The following is a 26,588-nucleotide window of genomic DNA, read 5'->3' as shown; positions in this document are numbered from 1 at the left end:
AAAATAACCATGACCACCGACATTCGCCCATTTAAGGTCGACATCCCTGAGGTCGCACTGGAAGACCTCAAGCACCGCCTGACGATGACACGCTGGCCGGAATCCGAAACCGTGTCTGACTGGACCCAGGGCGCCCCGCTGGCCAAGGTGCAGGCCCTGTGCGAGTACTGGCAGCACCATCACGACTGGCGGCGCTGCGAGACAATGCTCAACAGGCACCCGCAATTCACCACTGAGATCGATGGTCTGGCGTTTTACTTCCTGCACATTCGCTCCCCCCACCAGGACGCCATGCCGATGATCATGACCCACGGCTGGCCTGGATCGGTGCTGGAATTCATGGAGGTAATCGCGCCCCTGACCAATCCTACCGAACACGGCGGCAGGGCCGAGGATGCCTTCCATTTGGTTATCCCCGCGCTGCCCGGTTACGGTTTTTCGGGCAAGCCCACCGCGACAGGTTGGAGCGTGCAGCGCACCGCACAGGCCTGGGACACGCTGATGACCCGACTCGGTTACGACAGCTACGTTGCCCAGGGCGGCGACTGGGGGTCGATTGTGACGCGGGCGCTGGGCGAACTGAATCCACCGGGATGCAAGGCTATCCACCTGAATATGGCGCTGACTGTCCCCACCGAAAAACAGGTCAGCGAAGCCACTGAATGGGAACAGCGATCGTTAGCGAGTATGCAGTTTTACATGGACTGGGACTCGGGCTACTCCAAGTTACAGAGCACCCGCCCCCAGACCTTGGGCTATGGCCTGGCGGACTCACCGGCGGGTCAGGCCGCCTGGATTTACGAGAAGTTTTACGCCTGGACCGATAATCAGGGCAACCCCGAGGATGCCTTGAGCATTGACCACATTCTCGACAATATCAGCCTGTACTGGTTCACCAACAGCGCGGCATCATCGGCCAGGCTGTATTGGGAGAGTTTCAACACGGCCCTAAGCGGCGGATTCAACAGCGACATCCCGGTGGGCATTTCGATTTTTCCGGATGAGATTTTCCGCGCCTCAAAGCGCTGGGCAGAGTCGGTATTTCCGGGCTTGATGTATTGGAACGAGCTGGATCGCGGCGGCCACTTCGCCGCCTTTGAGCAGCCCGAACTGTTTGTTAATGAGCTGCGCAGCTGCTTTGCCAGCTTGCGTTAGAACGAGGTTAAGCTGCACCCAGGCTGCCCACGCGGCCTGGCTACACCCTACTCGCTGGCAATATGCCCCACCTGGGGCCGGAGTATCATCTCCTCCACCACCACATTGCGATCCATCTGGTACATCTGCAAAAAGACCCTGGCAATGTCCTTCGGGGGCATCAGCCGCTTGGCATCAATCCCGGTGCCCTCCCAGGAGGGTGAGTAGGTCGGCCCCGGCGACACGGTGCACACCCGAATATTTTTGCCCTTCACCTCCTCCCGCAAAGCCCGGCTAAAGCCCAACACACCGTGCTTGGCCGCGCAGTAGGCAGACACCCCGGCGTAGCCCTCGTAAGCCGCAGTAGAAACCATATTGAAGATATCGCCCCGCCCCGCCGCCAGCATGCCCGGCAGCACCAGGTTCGACAGCAAGAAGGTGCTGCGCAGATTGGCCCCCAGAATATCGTCAAACTCAGTTACGCTCATCTCGGTAACCGGTTTACCCAGCCAGCGACCGGCATTGTTGACTAACACATCTACTGGAGACAGTTTGGCTTTCAGCGCCGCCACCTGCTCAGGATCACTGGCATCTGCGGGAAATATCTCCACGCTGGCCGCCCCGCTGCAGCGCTCAGCTGCCGCCCTCAGACCAGCCTCATTGCGGGCGACCAGGGCCAAATGCACTGGCGTATCCGCGTTGGCAAAAGCCTCGGCGATGGCCGCCCCGATACCCTGGGAGGCGCCACTGATCAATACACGGGGGATTGCTGAATTTGTCATTACCGGTCTCTTTTCCTCGTGTCTTATCAAATAAAAAATATATTGCCACACCATAGCAGCAACAGATAATTCCCTGCGCCGGGCGGCCCCGTTACACTAGCGCGATGACTGCTCAAAACCTCGATAACAAAGCGCTCCGATTATTTGTCCTGTTGGGCGGCTTTTTCGTTGCTAACGCCCTGCTGGCCGAGCTAATTGGCGTCAAGATTTTCTCACTGGAGCAGTCACTGGGCCTGCCGCCTGCTGATTTTCAGCTCCTTGGCATTGACCATCTCGCGTTTAACTTAACCACCGGCGTGCTGCTATGGCCGGTGGTTTTTGTGATGACCGACATTATCAATGAGTACTACGGCAAGCGCGGCGTTAAATTTTTGTCCTATCTGACCGTGGCCCTGGTGCTCTACGCCTTCGCCATGGTGTATGCCGCAATAGAGCTGGTGCCCGCCGACTTCTGGCCCCGTTCGCATATTTCTGCCGACCTTCCCGCCGCCGAGCAAGCATCTATGGCCGCAGAGGTCGGCAACCTGAACAGCGCCTTCCGGCTGATTTTCGGTCAAGGCCTGTGGATTATCGCCGGTTCTCTGGTGGCTTTCCTGATCGGGCAGATTGTCGACGTCACTGTATTTCACCGGGTGAAACAATTGACCGGGGAGCGAATGATCTGGCTCCGGGCCACCGGCTCCACCCTAGTCAGCCAATTCATCGACAGCTTTGTGGTGTTGTTTATTGCCTTTTATGTTGGCGCAGGCTGGGACTTAAGCCTGGTGATCGCTATCGGGCTAGTCAATTACACATACAAGTTAGTGGTGGCCATTGCCATGACACCGCTACTCTATCTTGCCCACGGCGTGATTGATCGCTACCTGGGCGAGCCCCTGGCCAGCAAAATGAAGGACGACGCGCTGGCCGACGACTGACCCGCGCCCGCTAGATAATCCGCGAACGGCGCCCCTGCCAGTAGCGATCCCGCAGCACCCGCTTGAGCAATTTCCCGGCTTCGCTGCGGGGCAACTGTGCCACCACCTCTACCGATCGAGGGCACTTCTGCGGCGCCAGGTGCTGTCGACAATAGCCAAGCACCTCCGCTTCAAATGCACGAAGATCGGTGACTGGCTGATGGGTTTCTACCACCGCTTTTACCGCCTCGCCAAAAACCTCATCGGGCACCCCCACTACGGCGACATCGGCAATCGCCGGGAAGGTGTGCAGGACATTCTCGATTTCCCGGGGATACACATTTACCCCACCGCTGACGATCATGTCTGACTGCCGGTCGGTCAGATAGAGATAGCCATCGTTATCCAAGTAGCCAATGTCACCGAGGGTTGCCCAGCCACCCTCCAGAAACACCTCCCGGGTTTTATCCGTATCTTTGTGGTACTCAAAATGTTTACCGTTGCGCATGTATACCAGCCCGGGCTCACCAACGGGACAATCGGCGCCCTGCTCATCCACAATACGCAGCTCGCAGTTGGCATCGGGCCGACCCACCGAGCCCTTGTGTTGCAACCATTCCGACGAGGTGATGAAAGTGTGTCCCACCGATTCAGTGCCCGCGTAGGTCTCACCGATAATCTCCCCCCACCACTCGATCATCCGCTCCTTTACCGGAATCGGACAGGGCGCGCCAACATGGGCAACGCAGCGCAGGGAATCATGGCGATACTGCTGGCGGACGGCGGGCTCGAGGGCCAGCATGCGAATGAACATGGTTGGCACAAACAGGCCGTGACTGGCCCGGTAGTGATCGATCGCCGCCAGGCAACGCTCCGCGTCAAACTTCTTAAAAGCCACCACCGTGCCGCCCAGGCGCTGCAAACTGATCATAAAGCGCCCCGGCGCAGCATGATAAAAGGGACCGGGATTGACCAACACGGTGTCGCAGTCGAGTAAGTAGTGAGATTTCAGCATGGCCAGGCGCGGCGGCGGCTGCTCCGGGGGCGCATCGGGCAGCGGGGTCTTAATGCCTTTTGGTCGACCCGTGGTGCCAGAGGAATACAACATGGAGGGCCCACGGCGACGCCCACCGACCGGCATCGGCGGGCAGCGAGCCAGCCTGGTGTCGTAATCGTCAAAGGGCGCCACCGCGCCATCCACCATCAGCAGCACTGGCTGGATTTCGCGGTCGACTAGCCTGGCGGCGACCTCACAGGCGCGATCCGCCAGTGTTCGGGAGGTCACCAGCAAACTGGCATCGCAATTTTCGATAATGTAGGCGGCATCGTCCACCGTCGCCCCACTGGGTATGCAGGTGTAAATCAAACCAGAATTTTTTGCCGCCCAGCACAGCTCAGGAAAGCGAATATGGTTCTCTAACCAGATCGCAACCGTGTCGCCTTCGACCAGGCCCGCACTAGCAAACAGCTGGGCGCAGGCATCGGCCCGCTCAACCAGCTCCCGATAACTCAGCTGCTCGCCACTATCGGCAAAGACCAGTGCCAGTTTGTCTGGCGATACCTCGGCGACCTGGCGTGGATGGGTTGTTTCGCTCAACGTGTACCTCAGGGTCTGTTAACACTAATTGAATTGCACCTGCTGGAGGGGATTTTTGCCTCCACCCAGCGGTACGCGGCCCGGCCCTTCCGGTTGTGGCTAAAAATCCACCACTCGTCGTCATTCGGACCCAAAGCACTCGCTACGCTCGCGGGGCCAGCTTTCGTTCATTTGGAATAACCAAACCTCTCTCCTCATTGCTAGATTGGCGAATTTTTAGCCACAACAGGCGTAATCCAAGTAGTGTTAGCAGGCCCTAGCATCAATCGATTTCCGTCGATCGAAAAGCGAATTCATTGAAACCAACAGAGTAGATTGCTAGCATACTATTTGGAAGCAAAGTCACCGATCAGAAGCTATGCTCTGAATTTGCCTGACCTCGCTACGAATCTGACCCCCACTTTTCCCTCCCCTATTCGCCTGGGGACGGGTGCGACCTCCAGAGGCATTAACGCTTATGAAGCCTGTTTCCCTGCAAGAACTCGTCGGCATGCTCACTCCCGGAGAGCGGGTTTTCGTCTCCGGTAGCGCAGGGGAACCCACCGCCTTAACCGAAGCCATTGCCACCACCGAAGGTCTGCCCGCCTGCCATTACTACTGTAGCTTCATCCCGGGCGTGAACAAATTCAACCTGGCAGGCAGCGGCGAGATGACCGTCAACTTTATGCAGCCCGGCTTTGCCAAACCCGGCGCCGGCAAAGTCAATTTTGCCCCGATGACCTACTCCCAGATCGGTCTGCAGCTGTCTCAACCCGGCGCCATCGACACGGTGCTGGTACAAGTTGCACCACCGGATGCACAAGGTCGCTGCAGCGTGGGCCCACAGGGCGAGTTTCTGCCCGGCATTCTGGCAAATAAACCGCGCATCCTTGCCCTGATCAACCCTAATGTCCCCAGCCTGGCCAAGTCAGCCAGCATTGCCCTTGAGGATATCAGCGCCTACGCCGAGGTCGACACAAAGCTGGCCTGCTACGACGCAGGCAACGACAATGCCGTTTCCCAAGCCATCGCCGACAGTATCGCCTCCCTGCTGCCCGATGGCGCCGCCCTGCAATGTGGCCTGGGCAAAGTACCCAACCAATTGATGAAGGCGCTGGCCAACCACCGCAATCTCCGTATTCACAGCGGCATGGTGAGCGACGGCTTGCTCGGCCTGTTGGAAAGTGGCAGCGTCGACATGAGCCAGCCCATTATCAGCACCGTGGCCCTGGGCAGTGAATCCCTCTACCCCGAACTGACCAACATCGAGCAGCTGGAAATTTGCGGTGTCGAGCGCAGTCACAGCGCCGCCATTCTGGCCGCTACCCCTAAGCTGTTCGCCGTTAACTCTGCCCTCGAGGTGGACCTGACCGGTCAGGTGAATGCCGAAATGCTGGGGGGGCGCTCCCTGAGCGGCCCCGGCGGCCTGCCGGATTTTGCCGCCGCCGCCAGAGCCCAGGCCGATGGACTATCTATCATCGCGCTGCCCGCCGCGGACCCCAAGGGTGAGATTTCCCGCCTGGTCGCCAAGCTGCCCGCTGGCACGCCGGTGTCGGTTCCCCAGTACAACGTGGATGTGCTGATAACCGAATTTGGCATCGCCCACCTGCGGGGCGTTGATCTAAAGACCCGCGCCAAACGCATCATCGATATTGCCCACCCGAATCACCGGGCTAGCCTGGAGGAGGCGTTCTTCCAGTAGGGAAGCGACTTCCTTCGCTTTATTATTGTTTTGTAGCGAACTATTTCGTAAAATCTAACGTATCAAAACCATCAACATTGAGGAGAATCGCGATGGACTTTACTTTCACCGACCTGCAGAAAGAAATTGACGAGAGTGTGCGGAAAGTCTGTTCCGAGTTCACCGATGAATATTGGATGGAATGCGACGACAAAGCCCGCTTCCCTGAAGAGTTTTACAACGCCATGGCACAATCCGGCTGGCTGGGCATCACCATGCCAGAAGAGCTGGGCGGCGCCGGCCTGGGCGTAACTGAAGCAGCCATTATGATGCACGCGGTTGCCGCCAGCGGTGGCGGTCAGTCGGCGGCTTCTGCCATTCACATCAACCTGTTTGGTCCCCACGCCATTGTTGTTCACGGCAGCGACGAACAGAAAAAGCGCTGGCTCGAGCCCCTGATTCAGGGCCAACAGAAAGCCTGCTTTGGTGTCACCGAGCCAGATGCTGGCCTGGACACCACCAGCATCAAAACCTTTGCCAAGAAGGTCGATGGCGGTTACATCGTTAACGGTCGCAAAATGTGGACCTCAACTGGCCAAGAAGCCCACAAAATTGTGCTGCTGGCTCGCACCACTCCCAAAGAAGACTGCAAGCGCCCCACCGACGGCATGACCCTGTTCTACGCCGACCTGGACCGCACCAAAATTGAAGTGCGCCGGATCAAGAAACTGGGCCGTAATGCGGTTGACTCCAACGCGACCTACATTGACGACTACTTCATTCCCGACTCTGACGTGATCGGCGAAGTTGGCAAAGGTTTCTACTACCTGCTGGACAGCTTGAACCCCGAGCGTGTTCTGGTCGGCATCGAAGCCATCGGCATCGGCCGCGCCGCGCTGGACAAAGCCGCCCAATACGCCAAAGAGCGGGTGGTATTTGGTCGCCCCATCGGACAAAACCAGGGCATCCAGCACCCGCTGGCTGAAGCCTGGACTTACCTCGAGTCGGCCTACTTCATGTGCCTGCGCGCTGCCAACCTGTACGACAACGGCCTGCCCTGCGGCGCCGAAGCCAACGCAGCCAAGTTCCTCAGTGCCCGGGCTGCCTTCGATGCCTGTACCAAGTCAGTACTGACACACGGCGGCATGGGCTATGCCCGCGAGTACCACGTTGAGCGTCTGTTCCGTGAGTCTATCCTGCCGCGTATCGCGCCAGTGACCGAGCAGATGATCCTCTCCTTTATCGGCGAGCGCGTACTAGGCCTGCCCAAGTCTTACTAAGACAGGTGAGCGTTTCGAGCCCCTTCGGGGGCTTTTTTTATGCCTGAAATTTATCGCTGGGAAAATCAGAAGGGAGGTAAGCCCGCACAGAAAGCGCGGGCCAGAGGGCGCTTAGTCGCTGGCTTTGCTGGCAACCGGCAAGGCTTCCATCTCAATGAGGTTGGACTTCATCTTTGCCAGCAGCTGGGCAAATTTTTCTTCATCTTCCGGCGCAATTTCTTTCAAAATCTCATTGTTCAATTTGCGCGAGACTGACTCAATCTGCTTGAGGACCTCTGCCCCTTTGGGCGAAATCAGCACCCGCTTGGAACGCCGGTCATTTTTATCGGGCACCCGGATAACAAACCCGCTGTCTTCCAATCGATCGATCAATCCACCCAGGGTGACCTTGCCCACATCGAGCAATCGCGCGAGCTCGACCTGCATGTAGCCATCACCATCGTGACGGGACAGGTTACTCAACACCCACCACTGGGAACGGGTAATACCAAGGGGCTTCAAATGCTGATCATAGACGGTGCGACGAAGCCGGGACACGTCGTGAATAAGAAAACCCACCCGCAGGTGGCGCCGCTGCTCCAGTTCTTCGCTGGATGTCGTTTTATTAGCCATTAGCCTTTCTTTTCCCTAAATCTGGACCTTTACTATCAGCAAGGATACCAATTTTTTCGATTTACAGAGCGCGAAAAAATTGCGGTTAATACCGATATTAGTGACAGCAACATCGCCTCAATACCGGGCCTCTGAACGCACCCAACATCACCGGCAAAGCCCGCCACTCGCTGGACATATTAGCACAACTTATCGTATGCTTTGTTACTTTTAGATAGTGAAGCTTCTACTATCTCCAGCATATCCAGTTTGACCAACGCACAAGCAACGGAGAGTTCCAGCATGTCCAACCTATTGGAAGACAAAGTTATTATCGTCACCGGCGCTGGCCGTGGCGTGGGTGAGTGCATCGCCCATTACTGCGCAGAGAAAGGCGCAAAAGTTGTCGTCAATGACCTGGGCAAAGACGAAGACGGTAACAGCACCGCTGAGCAAGTGGTTGCCGCCATCAAAGAGAACGGTGGCCAGGCGGTCGTCTCATTGGACAACATCGCCCAGTACAGCGGCGCCGAAAACCTGGTTCAGATTGCCATGGACACCTGGGGCAAAGTGGATGGCCTGGTGAACAACGCCGGCATCCTGCGGGATCGCATCTTCTTCAAAATGTCTGAGGAAGAGTGGGACCAGGCCCTGCTGGTCAACCTGAAGGGCTGCTTTAACACCGCCCGGGTACTTGCCCCACACTTTAAAGAGCAGGGCAGCGGCTCCATGGTCCACATGACGTCCACCTCCGGCCTGGTAGGCAACTTCGGTCAGGCAAACTACTCTGCCAGCAAAATGGGTGTGGTTGGCCTGTCTAAATCCATCGCCCTGGATATGCAACGCTTCAACGTTCGCTCAAACTGTATCGCCCCCTTCGCCATGACACCGATGGTGATGAACGGCATTCCCAAGGAAACCGAAGAAGAGAAAGCGCGCTGGAAGATCATCGAGCGGATGGAGCCTAAAAAGGTTGCACCGCTGGTTGCTGCCCTGCTGTCTGACTCTGCCGCCCATATCACCGGCCAGATCTTCGGCGCCCGCGCCAACGAGGTCTACTTCTTCAGCCAGCCCCGCCCCGTGCGCACTGCCCATATCGGCGACGAAGGCGGCATCTCCGCCGAAGCGATCATCGACCGGGTATTCCCCATGTTCAAAGACGACTTCTACGCATTGGATCGCTCCATGGACGTGTTCACCTGGGATCCAGTGTAAGCGGATCGCAGGCGCCAAGCGCAGTATTAAAGCCGACCTTAGCGTCGGCTTTTTTGTGGCCGGATGGGAGACGGGAGACGGGAGACGGGAGACGGGAGACGGGAGACGGGAGACGGGAGACGGGAGACGGGAGACGGGAGACGGGAGACGGGAGACGGGAGACGGGAGACGGGAGACGGGAGACGGGAGACGGGAGACGGGAGACGGGAGACGGGAGACGGGAGACGCTACAAAGTATGAGTCAACGACTCGCTAACGCAAGGGCTTTTCTCTTTTCCTCGCTCGAAGCACATCGCAAGAGATGGCGAAGCCGCAAGCACTAGCGTCTCCCATCTCCCGCCCAGCGTTTCCCAGACAGAACCGCGCCTTCGATACCGCTTTCGCGTCGAGCCCCCAACGCCAAACCCAAACGCCACCCCCAGAAGCAACAACGCCGGCACTAGGCCGGCGTTGGAGCAACTCAAAAAGAGTCTTACACGAACTTGCGGAAGTCTGGCTTGCGCTTTTCGTTGAAGGCGTTAACACCCTCACGAGACTCAGCAGTATCGTAGTACATCTTCACCGCGTTCAACGCCAGCTGGCTCACACCGCGAATAGACTCGCTGTCGCAGTTGAAAGAGCGCTTGGCCAGCGCCATCGCAGTGGGGCTGTGAGACATCATGGTTTCGCACCAGCTGGTCACTTCCGCTTCCAGTTCAGCAGCGGGAACCACCTTGTTTACCAGACCCATTTCCATCATTTCGGTAGAAGTGTAACGCTTACACATGTACCAGATTTCGCGGGCTTTCTTCTCGCCAACGATACGCGCCAGGTAAGCAGTACCCCAGCCCGCGTCAACAGAACCCACTTTAGGACCAACCTGACCCATTTGGGCAGTGTCGGCAGCAATGGTCATGTCGCAGATCGTTGCCAGTACGTGACCACCGCCGATGGCGTAGCCGTTAACCGCCGCAATAACTGGCTTGGGAATGTCGCGAATCGCAGACTGCAGTTCGTCGATGGGCAGACCCACAACACCACGGCCGTCGTAGTCGCCATCGTGGTTGGACTGGTCACCGCCGGTACAGAACGCTTTGTCACCAGAACCGGTCAACACGACCACACCCACTTCTTTGTCGCTGGCAGCAGTCAGGAAGGCGTGAATCAGCTCTTCAATGGTCTTGCCGCGGAAGGCGTTGTAAACCTTGGGACGGTTGATGGTGATCCATGCAGCACCGTTACGATTTTCGTAAGTGATGTCTTCGTAGGGAAGTGAAGCAAACATAGTCAATTCCTTAATTAAAGTCGTAGAGTTTGAGCGATTAGCTCATTGTCAGACCACCGGAGATGGAAATCGACTGACCAGTGATATAGCCAGCGTCGTCGCTACCCAGGAAAGCAATCATGCCGGGGTAGTCATCAGCCTGGGCCATACGACGCAGAGGAATACCGCGGGCCATAGACTCTTTCCACTTTTCGGCTTCTGGACCAGTACCAACAACAGCGGCCATCGCTGGTGTGTCAGTGGGGCCAGGACAAACCGCGTTTACCAAGACATTGTTACGGGCCAGCTCGCGGGCCATCGACTTGGTGAATGCAATAGTGCCACCTTTACAGGCAGAGTAAACCGCTTCGTTGCTGGTACCCACGCGACCGGCGTCGGAAGCAACGTTGATAACGCGACCCTCGTTGCGAGCAGCCATACGCTTGCACACAGCAGAGTGCAGGTTAATGGGGCCCATCAGGTTCAGCGCAACGATTTTCTGCCACAGGTCAGGACCGGTGGACAGGAACGGCGCAGGCTTGTCCCAACCCGCGTTGTTCACCAGCATCCAGATCGGACCGAGTTCGTTTTCGACTTTCTCTACAGAGGCTTCAACCGCTTCCAGGCTGGTAATATCGGTCACGAAGGGCGTGACGGAGCCAGCGGCACCACTGTCTTGAGATTTTTTGGAAACGCCTTGCGCCGCTTCGAGGTTGATATCAAAAAGCGCGACTTTACAGCCTTCTTCAGCCAAACGTAGAACGATGGCCTCACCAATTCCGCTGGCACCACCAGTAACAATGGCTACTTTTCCGGTCAAACCTTTCAAGATACACCTCTCTCTGCTCTACCAATCTAGGATCGGGATTTACGGGTAAACGCTACACAGTAAGCCGGGGGCTTTGTCGCAGGACAAAGCACCAGCAGAACTGGTACCGTCAATTTGCATTAGCATGCGAACATTATAGCCACAGCCACATGTTACATACAATATGCTTCCTTCCTATTTGCTTGCTTAACGTAAAGTGCGACACCATCTCACTCGGCGATATTATCTCACTGATAAAGATACCGACTCGAAGCCCGCTGGGCCGTCGAAAGTTATTAACAATCATGCAATTATGCTAAAACTACGGCGAGGGAAACCGACCGTCACACCGCTCATGGACGGCCACCTGAAACCCGTTTTCAGAGCGCCTGGTTCGCGCTTCTCCCGTACTGCTCACAAATCATAAATCAGACAGCAGAGAGGGCCGCATGGCCATTATTGATGCCGCTTTAACCGCCATAGCCAAAGCGCCAAAAGGCGCAAAAACCCTTGCCATCTTTGACTTCGACGGCACCATCATCGCCGGCTACTCCCCGCTGTTCACTCTGCGGGAGCAATACAATCGGGGCGATATCGACAAGAAAGCATTGTGGGATATCGTGATGCAGTTGTTCGCCCACCGGGCGGGCCTGATTGACGACCAACGACTGATGGAGATTGGCGCCGGCCTGGTCAAAGGCTGGTCCGAGCAGGACTTCCTGGAGCTCTGCGATGCCATCTATCGCAAGCATATTTTCCGTCGCATTTACCCCGAAATGCGTCAGATCATCGCCGCTCACCAAAAGCAGGGTCACACCGTGATTCTGGCGTCGTCCTCCCCCGAGCAGATGCTGATCGCCACCGCCAAGGAGTTTGGCATCAAGTATGTGCTCAGCTCCCATTACCAGATCGAAGACGGCGAATTCACCGGCGAAGTGGCCATGCCGGTGTGCTGGGGCTATGGCAAGCGCCTGGCCGTTGAGCGCCTGGCAGCCGACCTGAAAGCCCCCTTGAAGAAAGCCTTTTTCTACAGCGACAGTGACGATGACCTGCCCCTGCTGGAAAAGGTCGGCCACCCGGTTCCCGTCAATCCGAATCAAGGTCTGGAAGAAGCGGCAAACAACGCCGGCTGGCGTCATTACGCCTTTGCCAGCAGGCGCTCAGGCCTGACCGAATTCATGCGCTGCCTAGGGCTTTACGGCTCTCTGTTCGGCAGCTATCTGGTGGCAAAAGTGATCGCTCGTCTGGCCAAGGATCAGACCGAGGGCCGCCGCTACATGGTCGCCAGCTTTACCAACTCGTTGTGCGCCATCACCGGTATCAAAATCGAGTTAAAGGGTGCGGAGCACCTGCGCAATTACAAACCCCGAGTGGTGATTTTCAACCACCAGAGCCAGGCCGATGGCCTGATTGTGATGAAACTGCTGGGCGAGAATTTTGCCGCTATCGGCAAAGATGCCTTTGGCAAACTCAAGCCACTCGCCGATGCCTATAAATATGTGGGCATCATTCCCATCGACCGCTCTAACAGCAAGAGCGCGATAGAGGCGATGCAACCACTGGTCGATGCGATTAAGAAAGAAGGCCGCTCGGTCGCAATTGCCCCGGAGGGCACTCGCAGCACGTCGTACCTGCCCGGGCCGTTCAAGAAAGGCGCTTTCCATTTGGCCCTGGACGCCGGCGTGGAAATTCTCCCCATCGTCTTTCACAACAGCGCCGATGCCCAACCCAAGGGGGATATACTCTTTCACCCAGCTACTGTAAAAGTAGAAGTGTTGCCGCCGGTAAGCACTGCAGACTGGGAGCGGGAGAATATCGACTTTCATATCAAGCAAGTCAGAGATCAGTTTATTGCCACCCTGAACGCCGAGCGACCCGCTCTCCCCGGCCCGGTCGCGGTAAATCTGTAAGCTGCTGTAAACCTGTAATCGGACAATCGCCATGGAGTGCGACAGTCAATGAAACAATTGAAACCTCAGGATGCCCAGTTTCTGTACATGGAAACGGAGAACAACCTGTCCAATGCCACCATGGTTTGCATTTATGCGCTACCGGATACCCCCGGTTTTGACCCTTTCGAGGCAACCTTAGAACAGCTGGATGCTCATCTGCATATGAGCACCATATTTACTCACCATATCAAGCAACTGCCGGGCAACCTGGACTATCCCTACTGGGTCGTCGACCCCTACTTCTTGCTTCAGAACCACGTTTTCCATGCCCCTGCCGAGGCCCCGGGGGACTGGAGCACACTGCGTAAAATGGCCGCAGGCATCCACTCCCAAGCGCTGGACCTGCGCCGCCCCCCCTGGGAAGTCCACGTGATCACCGGCCTTAAGAACCTCCCCGACTGCCCCGACCCGTGCTTTGCTCTTGTCACAAAAATCCATCACGCCGCCATCGATGGCACTTCGGCAATGCGGTTTTTCCGCGCCCTGCATGAGAACGGTGCGACCGCGACAACCAAGCCCGTGGTCGAAGCCAAAGTTCACGAAGCCCCCGGTCGTGGCGCCCTGATGGGCAACGCCACCCGAAACTTTGCGCTGTCGCCGATCAAAGCCATTGCCAAATTACTCAGCCAAAGTAAAAGCATCGCCGCTGGCAGCGAGGCACCCCAGAGCAATCCCCGCGATACCCGCAGCCCGGTCCCCCTCACGCGTTTCAACGGTGAAGTGGGTGCAGAGAAATCCTTTTCCGGTGTGCGCTTCCCACTGGCGGAGATGAAGTCGCTGCGCAACCTTGCCCCTGGCGCCACCTTGAACGATGTGGTGATGGCAATTTGCGGCGGCGCCCTGCATCGCTATCTGGATGCCCACAACGAACTGCCCAACACGCCGCTGGCTGCCTGGGTGCCGATCAACGCCCGACCGAAGGGCTCCCGCGACATCGACGGCAACAATATTTCTGCCATGGCGATCAAGATCGCCAGTCAGATCAGCGATCCGGTTGAACGCCTGCAACGCATCAGCCTGGCCACCCAAGATGCCAAACTGGGCCGCTCCGGCACCACCGCCCGTTTGATCACCGACCTGACCCAGCACATTCCCGCCGCGGGTATGGCGGTGTTGACCCGGGTGATTCTGGGCTCTTCAATGACGGCCAAAATGTGCAACCTGGCAATTTCCAATGTCCCCGGTGCTGCCGAATCCCTTTATTTGAAGGGGGCCAAGTGCCTGCAGCAATTCGGCATGGTCCCACTAGGTGACGGAATGGGCCTATTTGTCGTTGCGATGAGTTACGATGGCTACATGAGCCTCAGTATCACCAGCACCGAAGCCATCCTGCCCGACATGGATTTTTTTACCGAATGTCTGCAAGCTGAGTTCGACGCCCTGCTGGCCACCGCCAGTGCAGCGGCGGCTACCCCGGCAAAGAAGCCAGCCCGGCGCGGCAGAAAACCCAAAGCTGAAAAAGCCAACTCAGGCGCGAGTGAGTAAAATTATGCCATTCTCCTCAATGAACCTCGAAAATGTCGGCAAGATATTAACTGCCCCAGACGATGAAATGGAGCAGGCGCAGACCTACGAGGAGTGGCAAGCTGCCGCCATCGCCAAAGACCGGGCGCTGGGGCTGGATTTCTGGAAGCAGGCCGACCGCAGCCGACTTTACGACTATCGCTCCATCCGCAACCGCCTCACTGTGTTGGCAGAGAAACGCGCCAGCGGCGACGAGCGCGGCCTGCTGTTTACCTTGAACGAGGGTATCCACGGCAATATGGGCGGCATGGGCAAAGACGCCCTGTATCGCAAAGCCAACTTCGGCACCAAGGCACTGATCGAAGAGTACGTCTATGAAATTGGCGAATCGCTAAAATTCATCGCCAGCGATCAGGCAAAAAACATCAGCTTGGAGGAGAAGTTCAACTTCTTCCATCGGGCCAGCCATTGCTTTGGTCGCTCGGCATTGATGCTCAGCGGGTCAGGTAACCTGCTCTACTTTCACCTCGGTGTGGTGCGCGCCTTGTGGAAAGAAAACCTGCTGCCAAAGACCATTTGCGGCTCCAGCGGTGGCGCTTTGGTTGGCTCGTTAGTGGGCACCCATTCCCACAAAGAGCTGGAAAATATCTTTGACCCCGAGTACATCCGCTTTGAAGTCGAACGGGAGAAAGGCCTGTTTGGCAAGTTTGGCGTCCTCGGTAGTGGTCCGGTGTCACTGGAGTCGGTGCGCAAACTGTACTCACGACTGATTCCAGAAATGACCTTTGAAGAAGCCGAGGCCAAAACCGGTTACCAGATCAACGTATCAGTTGCGCCCGCTGAAAAGCACCAGTCATCGCGGCTGCTTAACGCCATCGCCTCGCCCAATGTGCTGATCCGGGATTCCGTGGTCGCCTCCTGCGCCTTCCCGGGCTTTTTCCCGCCGGTTACCCTACAGGCCAAAGACGAGTTCGGCGAGATTCGGCCCTACCTGAAAGACCGCAAGTGGATTGATGGCTCCATCAGTGATGACATGCCGATCAAGCGGATTACCCGGCTGTATGGCGCAAACCACTTTATTGTCAGCCAGACCAACCCGGCGGCCTTGCCCTTTATCAACCGCAATCAGAACCCCAGTGGGCTGGGCATCCTGCGCCTGGCCATGAAGAACAGCACCCGGGAATGGCTCATGGCCGGCAACAAATTACTAGGCCACTCATCCAGCCAGACCACCGTTAACCGGTTCAGCAACATGCTCGGCCGCGTGCTTGCGCAAACCTACACCGGCGATATCAATATCCTGCCGCCCAAGCGCCTGCACAATCCCATTAACCTGCTATCAACACGCTCGACCGATGAGATTCTCGAGCTGATCAAAGCGGGCGAGCGGGCAACCTGGCCACACATTGAGCGCATCCGTATCCAGACCCATATCAGCCGATTGCTCGACACCTTGATTGCCGACCTCGACCACGAGGTACTGCACAACAAATCAGGACGGGCCACACAACCCAAGAGCTATAAAGGCACTGAATCGCAATGAAGACCGAGACCTCTACCTTTACCAACGCTCATGGGTGCAAAATATTCACCCAGTCCTGGTTGCCGGAGGCAGACGGCAAAGCCAATGTCTTTATCATTCATGGCCTGGGCGAACACAGCGGACGCTATGCGGAAATTGCGAGTTATCTAGCGCAGCGCAGCTTTCGAGTTCATGCGCTGGATCATACTGGCCACGGCCAATCCGAGGGCCTGCGCGGTTACATCAGCCAGTTCTCCATCTTTGTCGACACCGTGAAGGACTTTATCCTGCGCTGTCAGGCCGAAACCCCTAACCTACCCAGTCTGATCATCGGCCACAGCATGGGGGGGGTGATCACCAGCAACCTGCTCATCGACCATCCCACCCTGGTTCAGGGGGCGGTTCTCTCGGGCCCAGCCTTGACCACCGATGATGCCGTCAGCGATACGCAAAAATTCATCCTGAAAACCATCGCCAAGATCTTGCCCAAGCTTCCGGTGCTTCAACTGGATGCCAACCTGGTTTGCCGTGACAAGAAGGTGGTGGACGATTACCTGGCCGACCCGCTGGTAAATTCTGGCAAGATTCGCGCTAAACTCATTGTAGAGATCCTCCTAGCGGGCGAGCGGGCGCTATCCCGAGCGGCAGAGATCAAATTGCCAATGCTGTTTTTGCACGGCGAAGAAGACGGGCTGGCCAGCCCCAAGGGCTCACAGCTGATGCATGCAGCGATCAGCTCGGACGATAAAGAAATCGTCCTTTACCCAGACCTGTACCACGAAATATTTAACGAAGAATGTAAGCAGGAGATCTTTGCCACCGTCGACAATTGGTTAAATGCCCACTGTTAGGGAAGCGTTGCACAGCTTGGTCATACCTCACACTTTGCCTTAAAGCTCGAGGTACCAGCAGCCTGTGCAGAGGCTCCCAATTGTAAATAATTTATAGCATTGCCTTAGGACTTATCGATGACATCTACTCCAGGGATTGTGTGGCCTGCCACTGACAGCGCTCACGTCGTTTTAATTGCCGATTGCACCAGCCATAGAGAAACCAAGCTCTTGCGCGAGTACGTTGAGGGCAACCCGCCACCCAACGGCAGCTACAGCATGGTTTTTCGGAGTTTTCGCAAGGACAAGCGCGGCCTGACCAAGGGTGACTTGAAAGCCATTCTGGAGCTGAACCCCGACAGCTACCTCATTCCCCTGCGGCTGCACTGGATTCCCAAAGCCACCAAGGAAGGCTCCAGCGTAACCCTTGTCGATATGATGATGGGCAATACCCCCAACCCCAACAGCTTGCAGCAAGCCGTTTCGGGCATCCTGGGCCGCCAGGAAAATCGCGTTGTTCAGGGCAAAGGCGCATCGCTAGCCCAACTTAAGTGTGACTACGAAAAGTATCGCAGCCGCGGCTATGACTACAAAAACCTCGAGGCTTTCATTGAACGCTCCGCCCTGCTCGCCTTGGAAAAAGCAGAGCGCGACGTCAGCGGATCGCGCTACCGCATTCCGCGCATGCTGGACAAAGAAGTGCTCAATCGCCCGGCCATGCAGGAAGCGCTGAAAAAAATCAGCGACACGTCAGGGCGCAGCATCGACCACCTTGTTCGTTACGCCAAAGCCTGCCTGAAAGAAATGGCCGCCACACCGACACCGGTCGGCAATGACCTTGCGGCGGCACTGGGGCGCTTCATGTACACCCGGGGCTTTGACCCTGATATCGATTTTGCCGACGGCGATATCGAGCGCATCCGCCAGCTCCTCAAAGAAAAGCCGGTCGCCTTCTTGTTTACCCACAAATCTCATATCGACGGCTTCTTGCTGATCTGGTTGTTCCACCAATACAACCTGCCCCCCGCCCACGTGTTTGGCGGTATCAATATGAGCCTGCCTGGTCTGGGCACCCTGCTGCGCAGCTCGGGCGCTATTTTTATTCGCCGTAGCTTTGGCGATGACGATGTCTACAAAGCGGTATTCAAAAACTACATCGACTATCTGGGCGAGAAGCGCTTCCCGGTTATGTGGGCCCTGGAAGGCACTCGCTCTCGCACCGGCAAGCTGATGCCGCCACGCTACGGGTTGATCAACTATGTCGCCAGCGCCTATGCCAGGGACGACGCCCAGGACCTGGTGTTGATGCCGATCTCGATTTGCTATGACCAGGTCCCCGAAGTTGCCGATTACGACCACCTCCAGGCGGGGGGCGCCAAACGCCCCGAGTCAGCCTCCTGGTTTATGGAATACCTGAGCGGCCTGAAGCATCCCCACGGTAAAATCCACGTCCGCTTTGGCGAGGGCGTTCCCCTCAGCCGCCATCTCGACAAATCCGCACCCAAGGTCGACCCGCGCGTGGTGCAAAAGCTGGCCTTTGACCTCGCCGTCGACGTTAACCGGGCCACACCGATTACCCTGAACGGCCTCATCTGCTACGTCCTGCTGGAAAACGGCCACCGGGCCGTCAACTACAAGGAGCTGGCCGAGGGTATCCAGGGCCTGTGGAGCATTGCCAATGATCTGGGCTTCCTGCTCAGCAGTGAAGCCAAACAGATTGACGAGGCGTCCATCCGCCGCAATCTGGCCCAGCTTGGTGAAACCGGGGTGATCAAAATCATCAATGACGGCATCGAGTCGGTCTATATGATTCCCCACGATAGCGGCCGCATGGCGGCGTACTATCGCAACGGGATTCTGCACTTCTTCACCACCAGCGCCATTGCAGAGCTGGCACTGATGGCAGTACGCAGTGAGGGCCAGGCAGGCCTTGATGAGTTCCGTGAAGAAGCCCTACGTATTCGTGACATTCTGAAATACGAGTTCTTCTTTGAGGGGTCCGAAGCTTTCCTGGAAAGCATGGAAAAGGAAATGGACCAGCGCTTCCCCAATTGGCAGAAGGCCGTGAAGAAAGGGCAAGCTGAAGCCCGGGCCATTCTCACCGAAATTCGCCCGGTGATTGGCCACGGTACCCTGCGTCCCTTCATCGAAGCCTACCTGCTGATGGCTCGCTCATTGCGAATGGAAAACACCGTTGCGACTGCCGACAAACGGGCGCTGATTGATCGCGCGCTGACCCTGGGCAAACAGCGGGTGCTGCAGCAGCGCATCCACTGCGAGGAATCGGTGTCATCAAATTACTTTGAAAACGCCATCAAGATCGCCGAAAACCTGAACCTGCTGGAAATCAGCGCCGACATTCAGGAACGCCGTCAACAATGGCTGGACGAGCTGCGCCAGATTACCGCCAATATCCGATACCTGGCCTCACTCAGCGAAGCGAAACGGATTTCCGAGCGCAACAAGCTCGAGTCGGTAATGGCTTACACCTGATACGTTAGCCGGTATCAGCTGAGAATAGCCGGGCATTGCCCGGCTTTTTTGTAAGCCAACGTATTGTCGCCAGGCGGCAAAACGTAAAGCCAAAAAAAAAGACCCCGGCTTGCGCACGGGGCCTTTCAAGTACCACCCTGAAATTACTTTTTCAGGTTCTTCATCATGTCTTTGGCGATGATGGTCTTCATGACTTCGATCGAACCACCCGCGATCTTCACGATACGCGCATCGGCGTAGGCGCGACAAATCGGGTACTCCCACATGTAGCCCCAACCACCGAACAACTGCAGACACTCGTCGACGGCCTTGCAATGCAGGTTACTCAACTGCATCTTGGCAATCGCTGCGGTCACGGAGTCGAGCTTACCTTCCATAAACAGCTCAATACACTTATCGGTAAACACACGACCTACCACAGCTTCAGCTTTCAGCTCAGCCAGTTTGAACTGGGTGTTCTGGAAATCAGCGATGGTTTGACCAAAGGCTTCGCGCTGAGAGGTGTACTCCAGAGTCCACTCAATCACGGTTTCGGTTACGGTGGCGCTACGGATCGTCTGAGCCAAACGCTCCTGGGCCAGCTTCTGCATCATGATCTTGAAGCCTTTACCCTCTTCGCCCAGCATATTGGTGGCCGGCACACGCACGTTCTCGAAGAACAGCTCAGAAGTGTCCTGGGCCTTCATGCCCAGCTTGTCGAGGTTAGTACCGCGCACAAAGCCTTCCATGTTGCCTTCAACAATGAACAGCGTAACGCCGTTGGCACCCGCTTCAGAGTCAGTCTTAGTGGCACACACCAGGATGTCGCACATCTGGCCGTTAGAGATGAACACCTTTTGGCCATTGATAATAAAGTCATCACCATCGCGTACCGCTTTAGTACGGATCGCTTTCAGGTCACTACCGGCGTGGGGCTCAGTCATCCCCAATGAGCCAATCCACTCACCTGCTACCATCTTGGGCAGAATGCGCTTCTTCTGCTCTTCGGTGCCGAAGGAGTTGATGTAGGTTGCCACCAGGTCGGTGTGAATCAGGAAGCCAGGACCGGAGAAGCCTGAACGGAACAGTTCTTCAAAAACGATTACGTCGTACAGGTAATCGGCACCCACACCGCCGTACTCTTCGGGGATGGTACAGCACAGAATGCCGGCCTCACCCGCCTTCAGCCACAGTTCTTTAGGAACGATGCCGTCTTTTTCCCATTGCTCGTGGTAAGGGGCAATTTCCTTCTCGATGAATTTGCGCACCATGGTGCGAAACATTTCATGGTCTTCATTAAAAAGCGTTCTTTCGATCATTCCCAAACCACCTTTACGCTAATAGTCGAACGAATTACCCACCATAACGCATGCGTCGATGGCGGAGCTTCAAAGCCTTCCGGTCACCAGAGTCTGGTGACGCTCACTATACCTACTATCTTTACTGGCCGTTGTTAGCCGGCCGCTATCCGCTGGCCTAATCTGGCGACCATGATTTTCTCGTCGAGATCAGGCGGCAATTACTTCTAGGTCGCGATCAGGCGACCTTGGCAACCTGATATCCCAGAGGACCTTTAAAGGCCAGGTCCGCCGCGCTGGTATCTACCGAAGATGACGTCAGTTCGCCGCGCTGGAACATGGTCAGGCAAGACAGCGGACCGCCGGTCCATTTCGGGAAACCAACACCGTAAACACTCAGCAAATCGGTACCGGCCAACATCGCCACGTCCCGCGCTTCGTCGCCACTCAGGGCACTCTTGGCGAATTCAAAACCGGTCAGACTCAGCTGGGCCAGCAAGTCGATACCCGCAGCCTTGTCTTCTTCACCCCAGGCCACGTCGCTCTGCGGCGTAAGCCCCATGGCGCTAATCATGGTGTCGCTCAGACCAACCGCGACGGCTGCTCGCAGCAGCGCCGCTGAATCGCCATCCTTGCCCAAGCGCGCGCAGGCATCCAACAACAATCCATTAACACTGACCGCTGAATCCGTCACCACAACGGGCTTGCCGGACTTCAGCACCAATGCCAGGGCAGCCGCGCCAGCCTGCTCGCTCTCGCCGCGATACAGCTCAAAGGCTTCGTTCCGCTTCAGTTCGCCAACCACCCGCAATTCGGGTGTCGCGCCAGATGCATCATTGGCCTCGAGCAAATTGCGCACCAGCAGATCTGCGCTTGCGCCCACTGGGCCGACGGTAATCGCCGCGTCATCAGCGCCGGTCTTGGCAACCTTGCGGAAGGTCTTCTCATGTAACTCCAGACCACCCACTGTCGCATACGACGCCGGCGTCTCGGCCTTCGGCAGCGCTGCCATTGAAAGCTTTGTTGCTGCGGTCTTGGACAAGAAACAGGTTGTTACCATATTAGACGCGATTGGGTGGCTCATTAGATCAACAAACACATCCCATTCCACATCAGAGCCAGCGTCGATGTCCAAACTGAAACCGTCGCCAACACATTTCAAAATCGCATTATAGGCGGGATAAAGCGCCGCCGTGTTGGCGTCGATGCCGCACTGTTCCAAGGCCCACTTATTGAAGTTTTCTCCCAGGAAAGCCAAATCCTCGGCGTCCTGCTGATACTCAGCCTTGTCCCAGGGCGCGCCAGCACCCAGCTCAACCGCCAACTGTTTTGCGGTGTCGATCAGATCATCGGCACTGCTCAGCTTGTGCACCAGACCTGCTTCCAGCCCTTCGACGGGACTCAACGGCGCACCAATCAGCAACATTTGCAGACCTTTTGACAGACCTACCAGGCGAGGCGCTCTTTGCGTGCCGCCTGCGCCGGGCAGCAGCCCCAGGATAATTTCAGGCAAACCCAGCTGAACTTGGGGGCCGTCGATCGCTACGCGACCGTGGGATGCCATGGCCAGTTCCAATCCGCCGCCCAATGCCAGTCCATTAATGGCCGATACCACAGGGACCGGCAGTTTTTCCAAACGGCGGAACAATTTACCCAGATAGCTAAAGCGATCACGCATTTGCTGCCAATCGGCACGAAAACGCATGGCGCCGAAATCCTGGATCATGCCCAGATCAGCCCCAGCAACAAAGGTCGATTTACCCGACGTCAAAATCAGCCCTTTCGGCGCATCACCCGCCGCGCAATCCGCAGAGACTTGATCGATCACGGCGGCCAAATCGGCCATCATGTCTTCCGAAAAGACATTAACGGGGCGGCCGGGCATATCCAGCACAGCAACATAGAAACCGTCTTGACCCTTGGTCAGGCTGATATTTTTCATCGTTCACCTTCAATTCTTACTAACCGCAGCTCACTGCGGGAAAGCGGCGCTCCAGACTCCCCTAAAGCACCTGACTCAGGGCTACACAGCGACCTCGCAACCCAGCAAACGGGCGAGCCCCAAACTCAACTTTTGCGAAATTAATTAGGAAGTATACCGAGCAGTTTGCAAATGTAAAGTTAGCTTGCTTCCTTTTTTTGCCCTCTTCTCCCGGGCCAGCTCCAGGGCCAAAAAGGGTGAGGCAAGCACCATAAAAAATGCCGGCGCATGGCCGGCATTCAGGTTTTTTGTCGAAAACCGTTAGAGTTTCAGAATAGCCTTCACACTCTTGCCGCTGTGCTGATCAGCCACCGCGGTGTTGATCTCGTCGAAGGCGTAGAACTGGCACAGCTTATCGAAGGGGAATTTGCCCTCCATGTACAGGTCGACCATCACCGGAATAAACTCCGCCGGGCTGGCATCGCCCTCGCAGATCCCTTTCACGTTGATGCCCAACAGCAGCATGCTCAGCACATCCAGTTTCAGCGTGGCGTCGTCCTCACTGCCGGGCACGCCGACAATACCGATGCTGCCGCCAGCTGCCATCGAAGCTACCAGGCCCTGAACCACGACGTTCTTGCCCGTGGTATCCAGCGCATAGTTCACGCCATTGGGAACGATGCCGCGAATTTGCTCAGCGACATTGCCCGCCATGGGATCAATCACATGGGTAGCACCCACTTCCTTGGCCAGCTCACGACGATTGGCGTGGGGTTCAATAACGATAATAGTGCCGCAACCCTGCGCCACTGCGCCCAAGACCGCAGCCAAACCCACCGCGCCGCCACCGGCAACCGCTACCGCCGAACCCGCTTCGCAGGCAAATGAGCGCATGAATGTACCCGCACCCGTCTGGATGCCGCAGCCCAGCGGTCCGAGCAATTCCAAAGGCGCGTCATTGCGAACTTTTACAACATTGTTTTCATAGGCCAGCGCGTAGCTACCGAAAGAAGACTGACCAAAGAAGTGGCTACCAATCTCACCACCTTCGCCTTTCAGCGCCTTACTGCCATCACCGCGAACACCGGCGAAATTCAGCATGCCAAACTGCTGGCAGTAGTTCTCGTGATCATGCTCGCAGGGAGAACATTGCTCGCAGAAGGTGTAAGACAGCACCACGTGATCACCGGGTTTTACCGAAGTGACTTTGGCACCCACCTTTTCTACTACGCCAGACCCCTCGTGCCCCAATACGATGGGCAGACCCGCGGGAACCTGCTGATCGCGGGCCGCGATATCCGTGTGGCAAACGCCGACGCCAACGATGCGCACCAGAACCTCATTATCACGAGGATCTTCAATCTCCAGTTGCTCAATTTTAAAATCGGCACCCGCTTCGCGGGTAACAGCGGCAGTAATTTGCATAATGGAATCCCTACTATGTCTTTAGCTCGCGAAAATGAAAGGACAACTCGCCCAACCGGCAACCATCCTCGATAAATGACTTTATTGCTTTATTCTTCGCGTCCGAACTGAGACAGGCACATCCCCTTCCCACCCCAGCATCGGACGTCTTCGAGCACTGGCCTGGCCCGCGCTCCATTGAAACCAACCTCTCTTACACCAACAGCCTGCAGGGCTTAATCTTGACGCGAAATACCGTGACTGGCATCCAGGAATTTATCTGCATGGATGTTGCCCTCTTCAATACCCAGGGCCAGCACTGTCTCGGTCACTGCGTCGATCATTGGCGGCGGCCCACACAGGTACACCTGCGTTTCAGAGGACAGATACTGACCAGCAGCCCCCTCGATAGCGGTATTCACAAAGCCGCGCAACCCCTTCCAATCACTGTCCTCCGGCTCATGGGAGAGCACCGGCACAAACTGGAAAGCACCATCCCACTTTTCGGCAATCTGGTTGATTCGCTCAAGGCAGTACAGATCGTCCTGGGTCCGGGCGCCGAAAAACATCACACAAGGGCGACCATGATCTGACTTCGCCGCATGCTCTAGCAAACTGACGATCGGCGCCAGTCCACTGCCACCACCCACACAGATAATCGGGCCGCGGCCGTCGCGCAGCCAGAAGTTACCCGCCGGACCGTGGATGCCAACTTCCGCCTGTTCAAGCTCATTGGCAAACAGTTTGCCGGTGAACTCACCACCGGGCACCTGGCGGATAAACAATTCGATCTCGCGGCAACCCTCTTCCGCAGGGGGCATGGCAAAGGAATAGGAACGCGCACCGTAGATGTCGTTGTGATGCACCTGAACATACTGTCCAGCATCAAAATGCATCGGCCGATCCAAGGCAATGGTGACCTTTTTGGTGTCGTGGGTAAGGTCTTCAGTGGCGATAATTTTGCCTTTGAAGTCCTCCGGCGGGGTCAAGTGCTTCAGCTCAAAACCGGGAATATTCAACGTGACATCAGACTTCGCTGCAGCCTGGCAGGTCAGAATAATATCGCTTTGCAGTTCTTCCGCCTCGAGCACATAAGCAAAATTGGTCAGCTCGCGCACCCGACCATCACTTAGCTTGCATTTGCAGGTGCCGCAGGTACCCACTGTGCAGCTGTGGGGCATGGCGTAACCGGCTGACAAACCCGCCTCAAGGATCGACTGACCGGGCTTGACTTCAAAACTCACACCTGCAGGTTCTATGGTAACCTTCTTGTTGGAAGGCTTGAGAAAGGAAAATAACGCCACTGGAACTCCTGGAAACCACCCCCGAACGGGAGATTCATTTTTAGTTATAAATCGATAAATTAAGCATGCGTACTTTCAAAGTCAAGCACGGCAAGCCCTATCTTCTCGAGCGTTCGAATGCACCACTACAAGGGAAGGCCGACGCCAGCACAAAAGTGTATATCAGAATTTATCGACCGGCCTACCCCGCAGGTAAAGGCCGACCTCTCAAATAGTAATTGATGTTTACTAATTCATTTCGCACACGTACTATTTATGCGGCATTAACGCCGAGAGCAACGTTCCAATCACACGCGATTATTTGAGGTGACACATGTTCAGTCCTACTACCCTAGAAAATAAGAGAATTCTGGTTACCGGCGGCGGAACTGGTCTCGGCAAGGAAATTAGCAAAGGTTTCCTGACCTGCGGCGCAGAAGTGTACATCTGCGGTCGCCGGGAAAGCGTTTTGCAGGAGACCTGCCAGGAGCTCGACGCCATTAACCCCGGCAAGATTCACTATCGCACCTGCGACATCCGCTCAGCCGATTCGATCGACGAGATGATCGATTCCATTTTCGCCGAAGGCCCGTTGACCGGCTTGATCAATAACGCCGCCGCCAACTTCATCGCCCCCACTAAAACCCTGTCACCCCGCGGCTATGAAGCCATCCGCTCCACCGTGATGGACGGCGCCTTCATGACAACCCTGGCCGTGGGCAAGCGCTGGATTGAAGCCGGCCTGACCGGCAGCATCGTCAGCAACCTGGTTACCTGGGTATTTACTGGCTCGGCCTACGTTGTGCCCTCAGCCATGTCAAAAACGGCTATCGACTCCATGACCAAATCACTGGCCGTCGAGTGGGGAAAATACGGCATTCGCCTGAACGCGGTTGCGCCCGGCCCCTTCCCCACTGAAGGCGCTTGGGACAAACTCAACCCAACTGGCAAATCCTCTGGCGCGACTGACTCTGCCAGCGTACCCATGGGCCGCTACGGCGATATGCCCGAGCTGCAAAATCTGATGATTTTCCTGCAGGCGGACGGCTGCGCCTACCTCACTGGCGAAACCATTGCCATTGACGGTGGCCACCACCTGGCCGCGCCCAGCACTTTCGCCAGCCTGACTGACCTGAGCGACCAGGATTGGCAGGATATTCGCGAATCCATCAAGGCCTCCGCCGAAAAAGAAAAATCCCAGCGTAGCGTCGGTTAATCCGACGCTTCAGCTGTAGC

General features: G+C 56.5%; 20 protein-coding genes. 11 read left to right on the top strand and 9 right to left on the bottom strand.

From position 1 onward, the window contains the following. Nucleotides 1–9 precede the first annotated feature (9 nt). On the top strand, nucleotides 10–1,155 hold the full coding sequence (locus NCG89_RS14450) for an epoxide hydrolase family protein (protein WP_251087267.1): 1,146 nt from the start codon (nucleotides 10–12) through the stop codon (nucleotides 1,153–1,155). A 47-nt stretch (nucleotides 1,156–1,202) separates the two neighbouring features. Here the strand turns inward: NCG89_RS14450 and NCG89_RS14445 are convergent, their stop codons facing one another. Continuing rightward, nucleotides 1,203–1,916 carry an SDR family oxidoreductase gene (locus tag NCG89_RS14445; RefSeq protein WP_251087266.1) on the bottom strand — a complete coding sequence of 238 codons (714 nt, stop codon included), beginning with the start codon at nucleotides 1,914–1,916 and terminating at the stop codon, nucleotides 1,203–1,205. Between the two features lie 104 nt (nucleotides 1,917–2,020). On the opposite strand from NCG89_RS14445, the gene NCG89_RS14440 reads away from it, so the two are divergent. After that, nucleotides 2,021–2,833, top strand: a complete 813-nt coding sequence (locus NCG89_RS14440) for a queuosine precursor transporter (protein WP_251087265.1) — start codon at nucleotides 2,021–2,023, stop codon at nucleotides 2,831–2,833. Nucleotides 2,834–2,843: 10 nt separating this feature from the next. Here NCG89_RS14440 and NCG89_RS14435 read toward each other — a convergent pair whose 3' ends face one another. Next, nucleotides 2,844–4,409 (bottom strand): AMP-binding protein, encoded by a 1,566-nt coding sequence (locus NCG89_RS14435; RefSeq protein WP_251087264.1) that lies wholly within the window; start codon nucleotides 4,407–4,409, stop codon nucleotides 2,844–2,846. 457 nt (nucleotides 4,410–4,866) lie between these two features. On the opposite strand from NCG89_RS14435, the gene NCG89_RS14430 reads away from it, so the two are divergent. Beyond that, nucleotides 4,867–6,090 carry an acetyl-CoA hydrolase/transferase family protein gene (locus tag NCG89_RS14430; protein ID WP_251087263.1) on the top strand — a complete coding sequence of 408 codons (1,224 nt, stop codon included), beginning with the start codon at nucleotides 4,867–4,869 and terminating at the stop codon, nucleotides 6,088–6,090. 92 nt (nucleotides 6,091–6,182) lie between these two features. Next, nucleotides 6,183–7,349 (top strand): acyl-CoA dehydrogenase family protein, encoded by a 1,167-nt coding sequence (locus NCG89_RS14425; RefSeq protein WP_251087262.1) that lies wholly within the window; start codon nucleotides 6,183–6,185, stop codon nucleotides 7,347–7,349. A gap of 111 nt (nucleotides 7,350–7,460) precedes the next feature. On the opposite strand, the gene NCG89_RS14420 is transcribed toward NCG89_RS14425, so the two are convergent. Beyond that, entirely contained in the window at nucleotides 7,461–7,961 is a 501-nt protein-coding gene (locus tag NCG89_RS14420; RefSeq protein ID WP_251087261.1) for a MarR family winged helix-turn-helix transcriptional regulator, read from the bottom strand. Between the two features lie 282 nt (nucleotides 7,962–8,243). On the opposite strand from NCG89_RS14420, the gene NCG89_RS14415 reads away from it, so the two are divergent. Further along, nucleotides 8,244–9,155, top strand: coding sequence for an SDR family NAD(P)-dependent oxidoreductase (locus tag NCG89_RS14415; protein ID WP_251087260.1), 912 nt, complete (start codon nucleotides 8,244–8,246; stop codon nucleotides 9,153–9,155). Between the two features lie 472 nt (nucleotides 9,156–9,627). Here the strand turns inward: NCG89_RS14415 and NCG89_RS14410 are convergent, their stop codons facing one another. Both NCG89_RS14410 and NCG89_RS14405 read right to left on the bottom strand, forming a co-directional pair. Beyond that, nucleotides 9,628–10,419 (bottom strand): enoyl-CoA hydratase-related protein, encoded by a 792-nt coding sequence (locus tag NCG89_RS14410; protein WP_251087259.1) that lies wholly within the window; start codon nucleotides 10,417–10,419, stop codon nucleotides 9,628–9,630. Between the two features lie 37 nt (nucleotides 10,420–10,456). Continuing rightward, nucleotides 10,457–11,227, bottom strand: a complete 771-nt coding sequence (locus NCG89_RS14405; RefSeq protein WP_251087258.1) for an SDR family NAD(P)-dependent oxidoreductase — start codon at nucleotides 11,225–11,227, stop codon at nucleotides 10,457–10,459. Between the two features lie 428 nt (nucleotides 11,228–11,655). On the opposite strand from NCG89_RS14405, the gene NCG89_RS14400 reads away from it, so the two are divergent. The 5 genes from NCG89_RS14400 to NCG89_RS14380 all read left to right on the top strand — a co-directional run bounded on the left by NCG89_RS14400 (nucleotide 11,656) and on the right by NCG89_RS14380 (nucleotide 19,467). Next, nucleotides 11,656–13,116, top strand: a complete 1,461-nt coding sequence (locus tag NCG89_RS14400) for an HAD-IB family hydrolase (RefSeq protein WP_251087257.1) — start codon at nucleotides 11,656–11,658, stop codon at nucleotides 13,114–13,116. 48 nt (nucleotides 13,117–13,164) lie between these two features. After that, on the top strand, nucleotides 13,165–14,643 hold the full coding sequence (locus NCG89_RS14395; protein ID WP_251087256.1) for a wax ester/triacylglycerol synthase family O-acyltransferase: 1,479 nt from the start codon (nucleotides 13,165–13,167) through the stop codon (nucleotides 14,641–14,643). 4 nt (nucleotides 14,644–14,647) lie between these two features. Further along, nucleotides 14,648–16,165, top strand: a complete 1,518-nt coding sequence (locus NCG89_RS14390) for a DUF3336 domain-containing protein (protein ID WP_251087255.1) — start codon at nucleotides 14,648–14,650, stop codon at nucleotides 16,163–16,165. Beyond that, a complete protein-coding gene (locus tag NCG89_RS14385; protein ID WP_251087254.1) occupies nucleotides 16,162–16,995 on the top strand; it encodes an alpha/beta hydrolase in 834 nt (277 codons plus the stop codon). The genes NCG89_RS14390 and NCG89_RS14385 overlap by 4 nt, the downstream gene beginning before the upstream one ends. A gap of 117 nt (nucleotides 16,996–17,112) precedes the next feature. Further along, nucleotides 17,113–19,467: a 1-acyl-sn-glycerol-3-phosphate acyltransferase gene (locus tag NCG89_RS14380; protein ID WP_251087253.1), complete on the top strand. Its 2,355-nt coding sequence runs from the start codon at nucleotides 17,113–17,115 to the stop codon at nucleotides 19,465–19,467. Nucleotides 19,468–19,610: 143 nt separating this feature from the next. Here NCG89_RS14380 and NCG89_RS14375 read toward each other — a convergent pair whose 3' ends face one another. The 4 genes from NCG89_RS14375 to NCG89_RS14360 all read right to left on the bottom strand — a co-directional run bounded on the left by NCG89_RS14375 (nucleotide 19,611) and on the right by NCG89_RS14360 (nucleotide 25,373). Continuing rightward, nucleotides 19,611–20,765, bottom strand: a complete 1,155-nt coding sequence (locus NCG89_RS14375) for an acyl-CoA dehydrogenase family protein (RefSeq protein ID WP_251087252.1) — start codon at nucleotides 20,763–20,765, stop codon at nucleotides 19,611–19,613. Nucleotides 20,766–20,982: 217 nt separating this feature from the next. Continuing rightward, nucleotides 20,983–22,686 carry an enoyl-CoA hydratase-related protein gene (locus NCG89_RS14370; RefSeq protein WP_251087251.1) on the bottom strand — a complete coding sequence of 568 codons (1,704 nt, stop codon included), beginning with the start codon at nucleotides 22,684–22,686 and terminating at the stop codon, nucleotides 20,983–20,985. Between the two features lie 300 nt (nucleotides 22,687–22,986). Beyond that, nucleotides 22,987–24,090, bottom strand: coding sequence for an NAD(P)-dependent alcohol dehydrogenase (locus NCG89_RS14365; RefSeq protein WP_251087250.1), 1,104 nt, complete (start codon nucleotides 24,088–24,090; stop codon nucleotides 22,987–22,989). A 215-nt stretch (nucleotides 24,091–24,305) separates the two neighbouring features. Beyond that, nucleotides 24,306–25,373: an NADH:ubiquinone reductase (Na(+)-transporting) subunit F gene (locus NCG89_RS14360; protein ID WP_251087249.1), complete on the bottom strand. Its 1,068-nt coding sequence runs from the start codon at nucleotides 25,371–25,373 to the stop codon at nucleotides 24,306–24,308. Between the two features lie 313 nt (nucleotides 25,374–25,686). Here NCG89_RS14360 and NCG89_RS14355 point away from each other — a divergent pair, with 313 nt between their 5' ends. After that, a complete protein-coding gene (locus tag NCG89_RS14355; RefSeq protein WP_251087248.1) occupies nucleotides 25,687–26,568 on the top strand; it encodes an SDR family oxidoreductase in 882 nt (293 codons plus the stop codon). The last annotated feature ends 20 nt before the right edge of the window (nucleotides 26,569–26,588 follow it).

The organism is Spongiibacter taiwanensis (assembly GCF_023702635.1).
GTDB classification, from domain to species: domain Bacteria; phylum Pseudomonadota; class Gammaproteobacteria; order Pseudomonadales; family Spongiibacteraceae; genus Spongiibacter; species Spongiibacter taiwanensis.
Note: the sequence above shows the minus strand (reverse complement) of the source record. Positions and strands in the feature narration are given on the sequence as shown.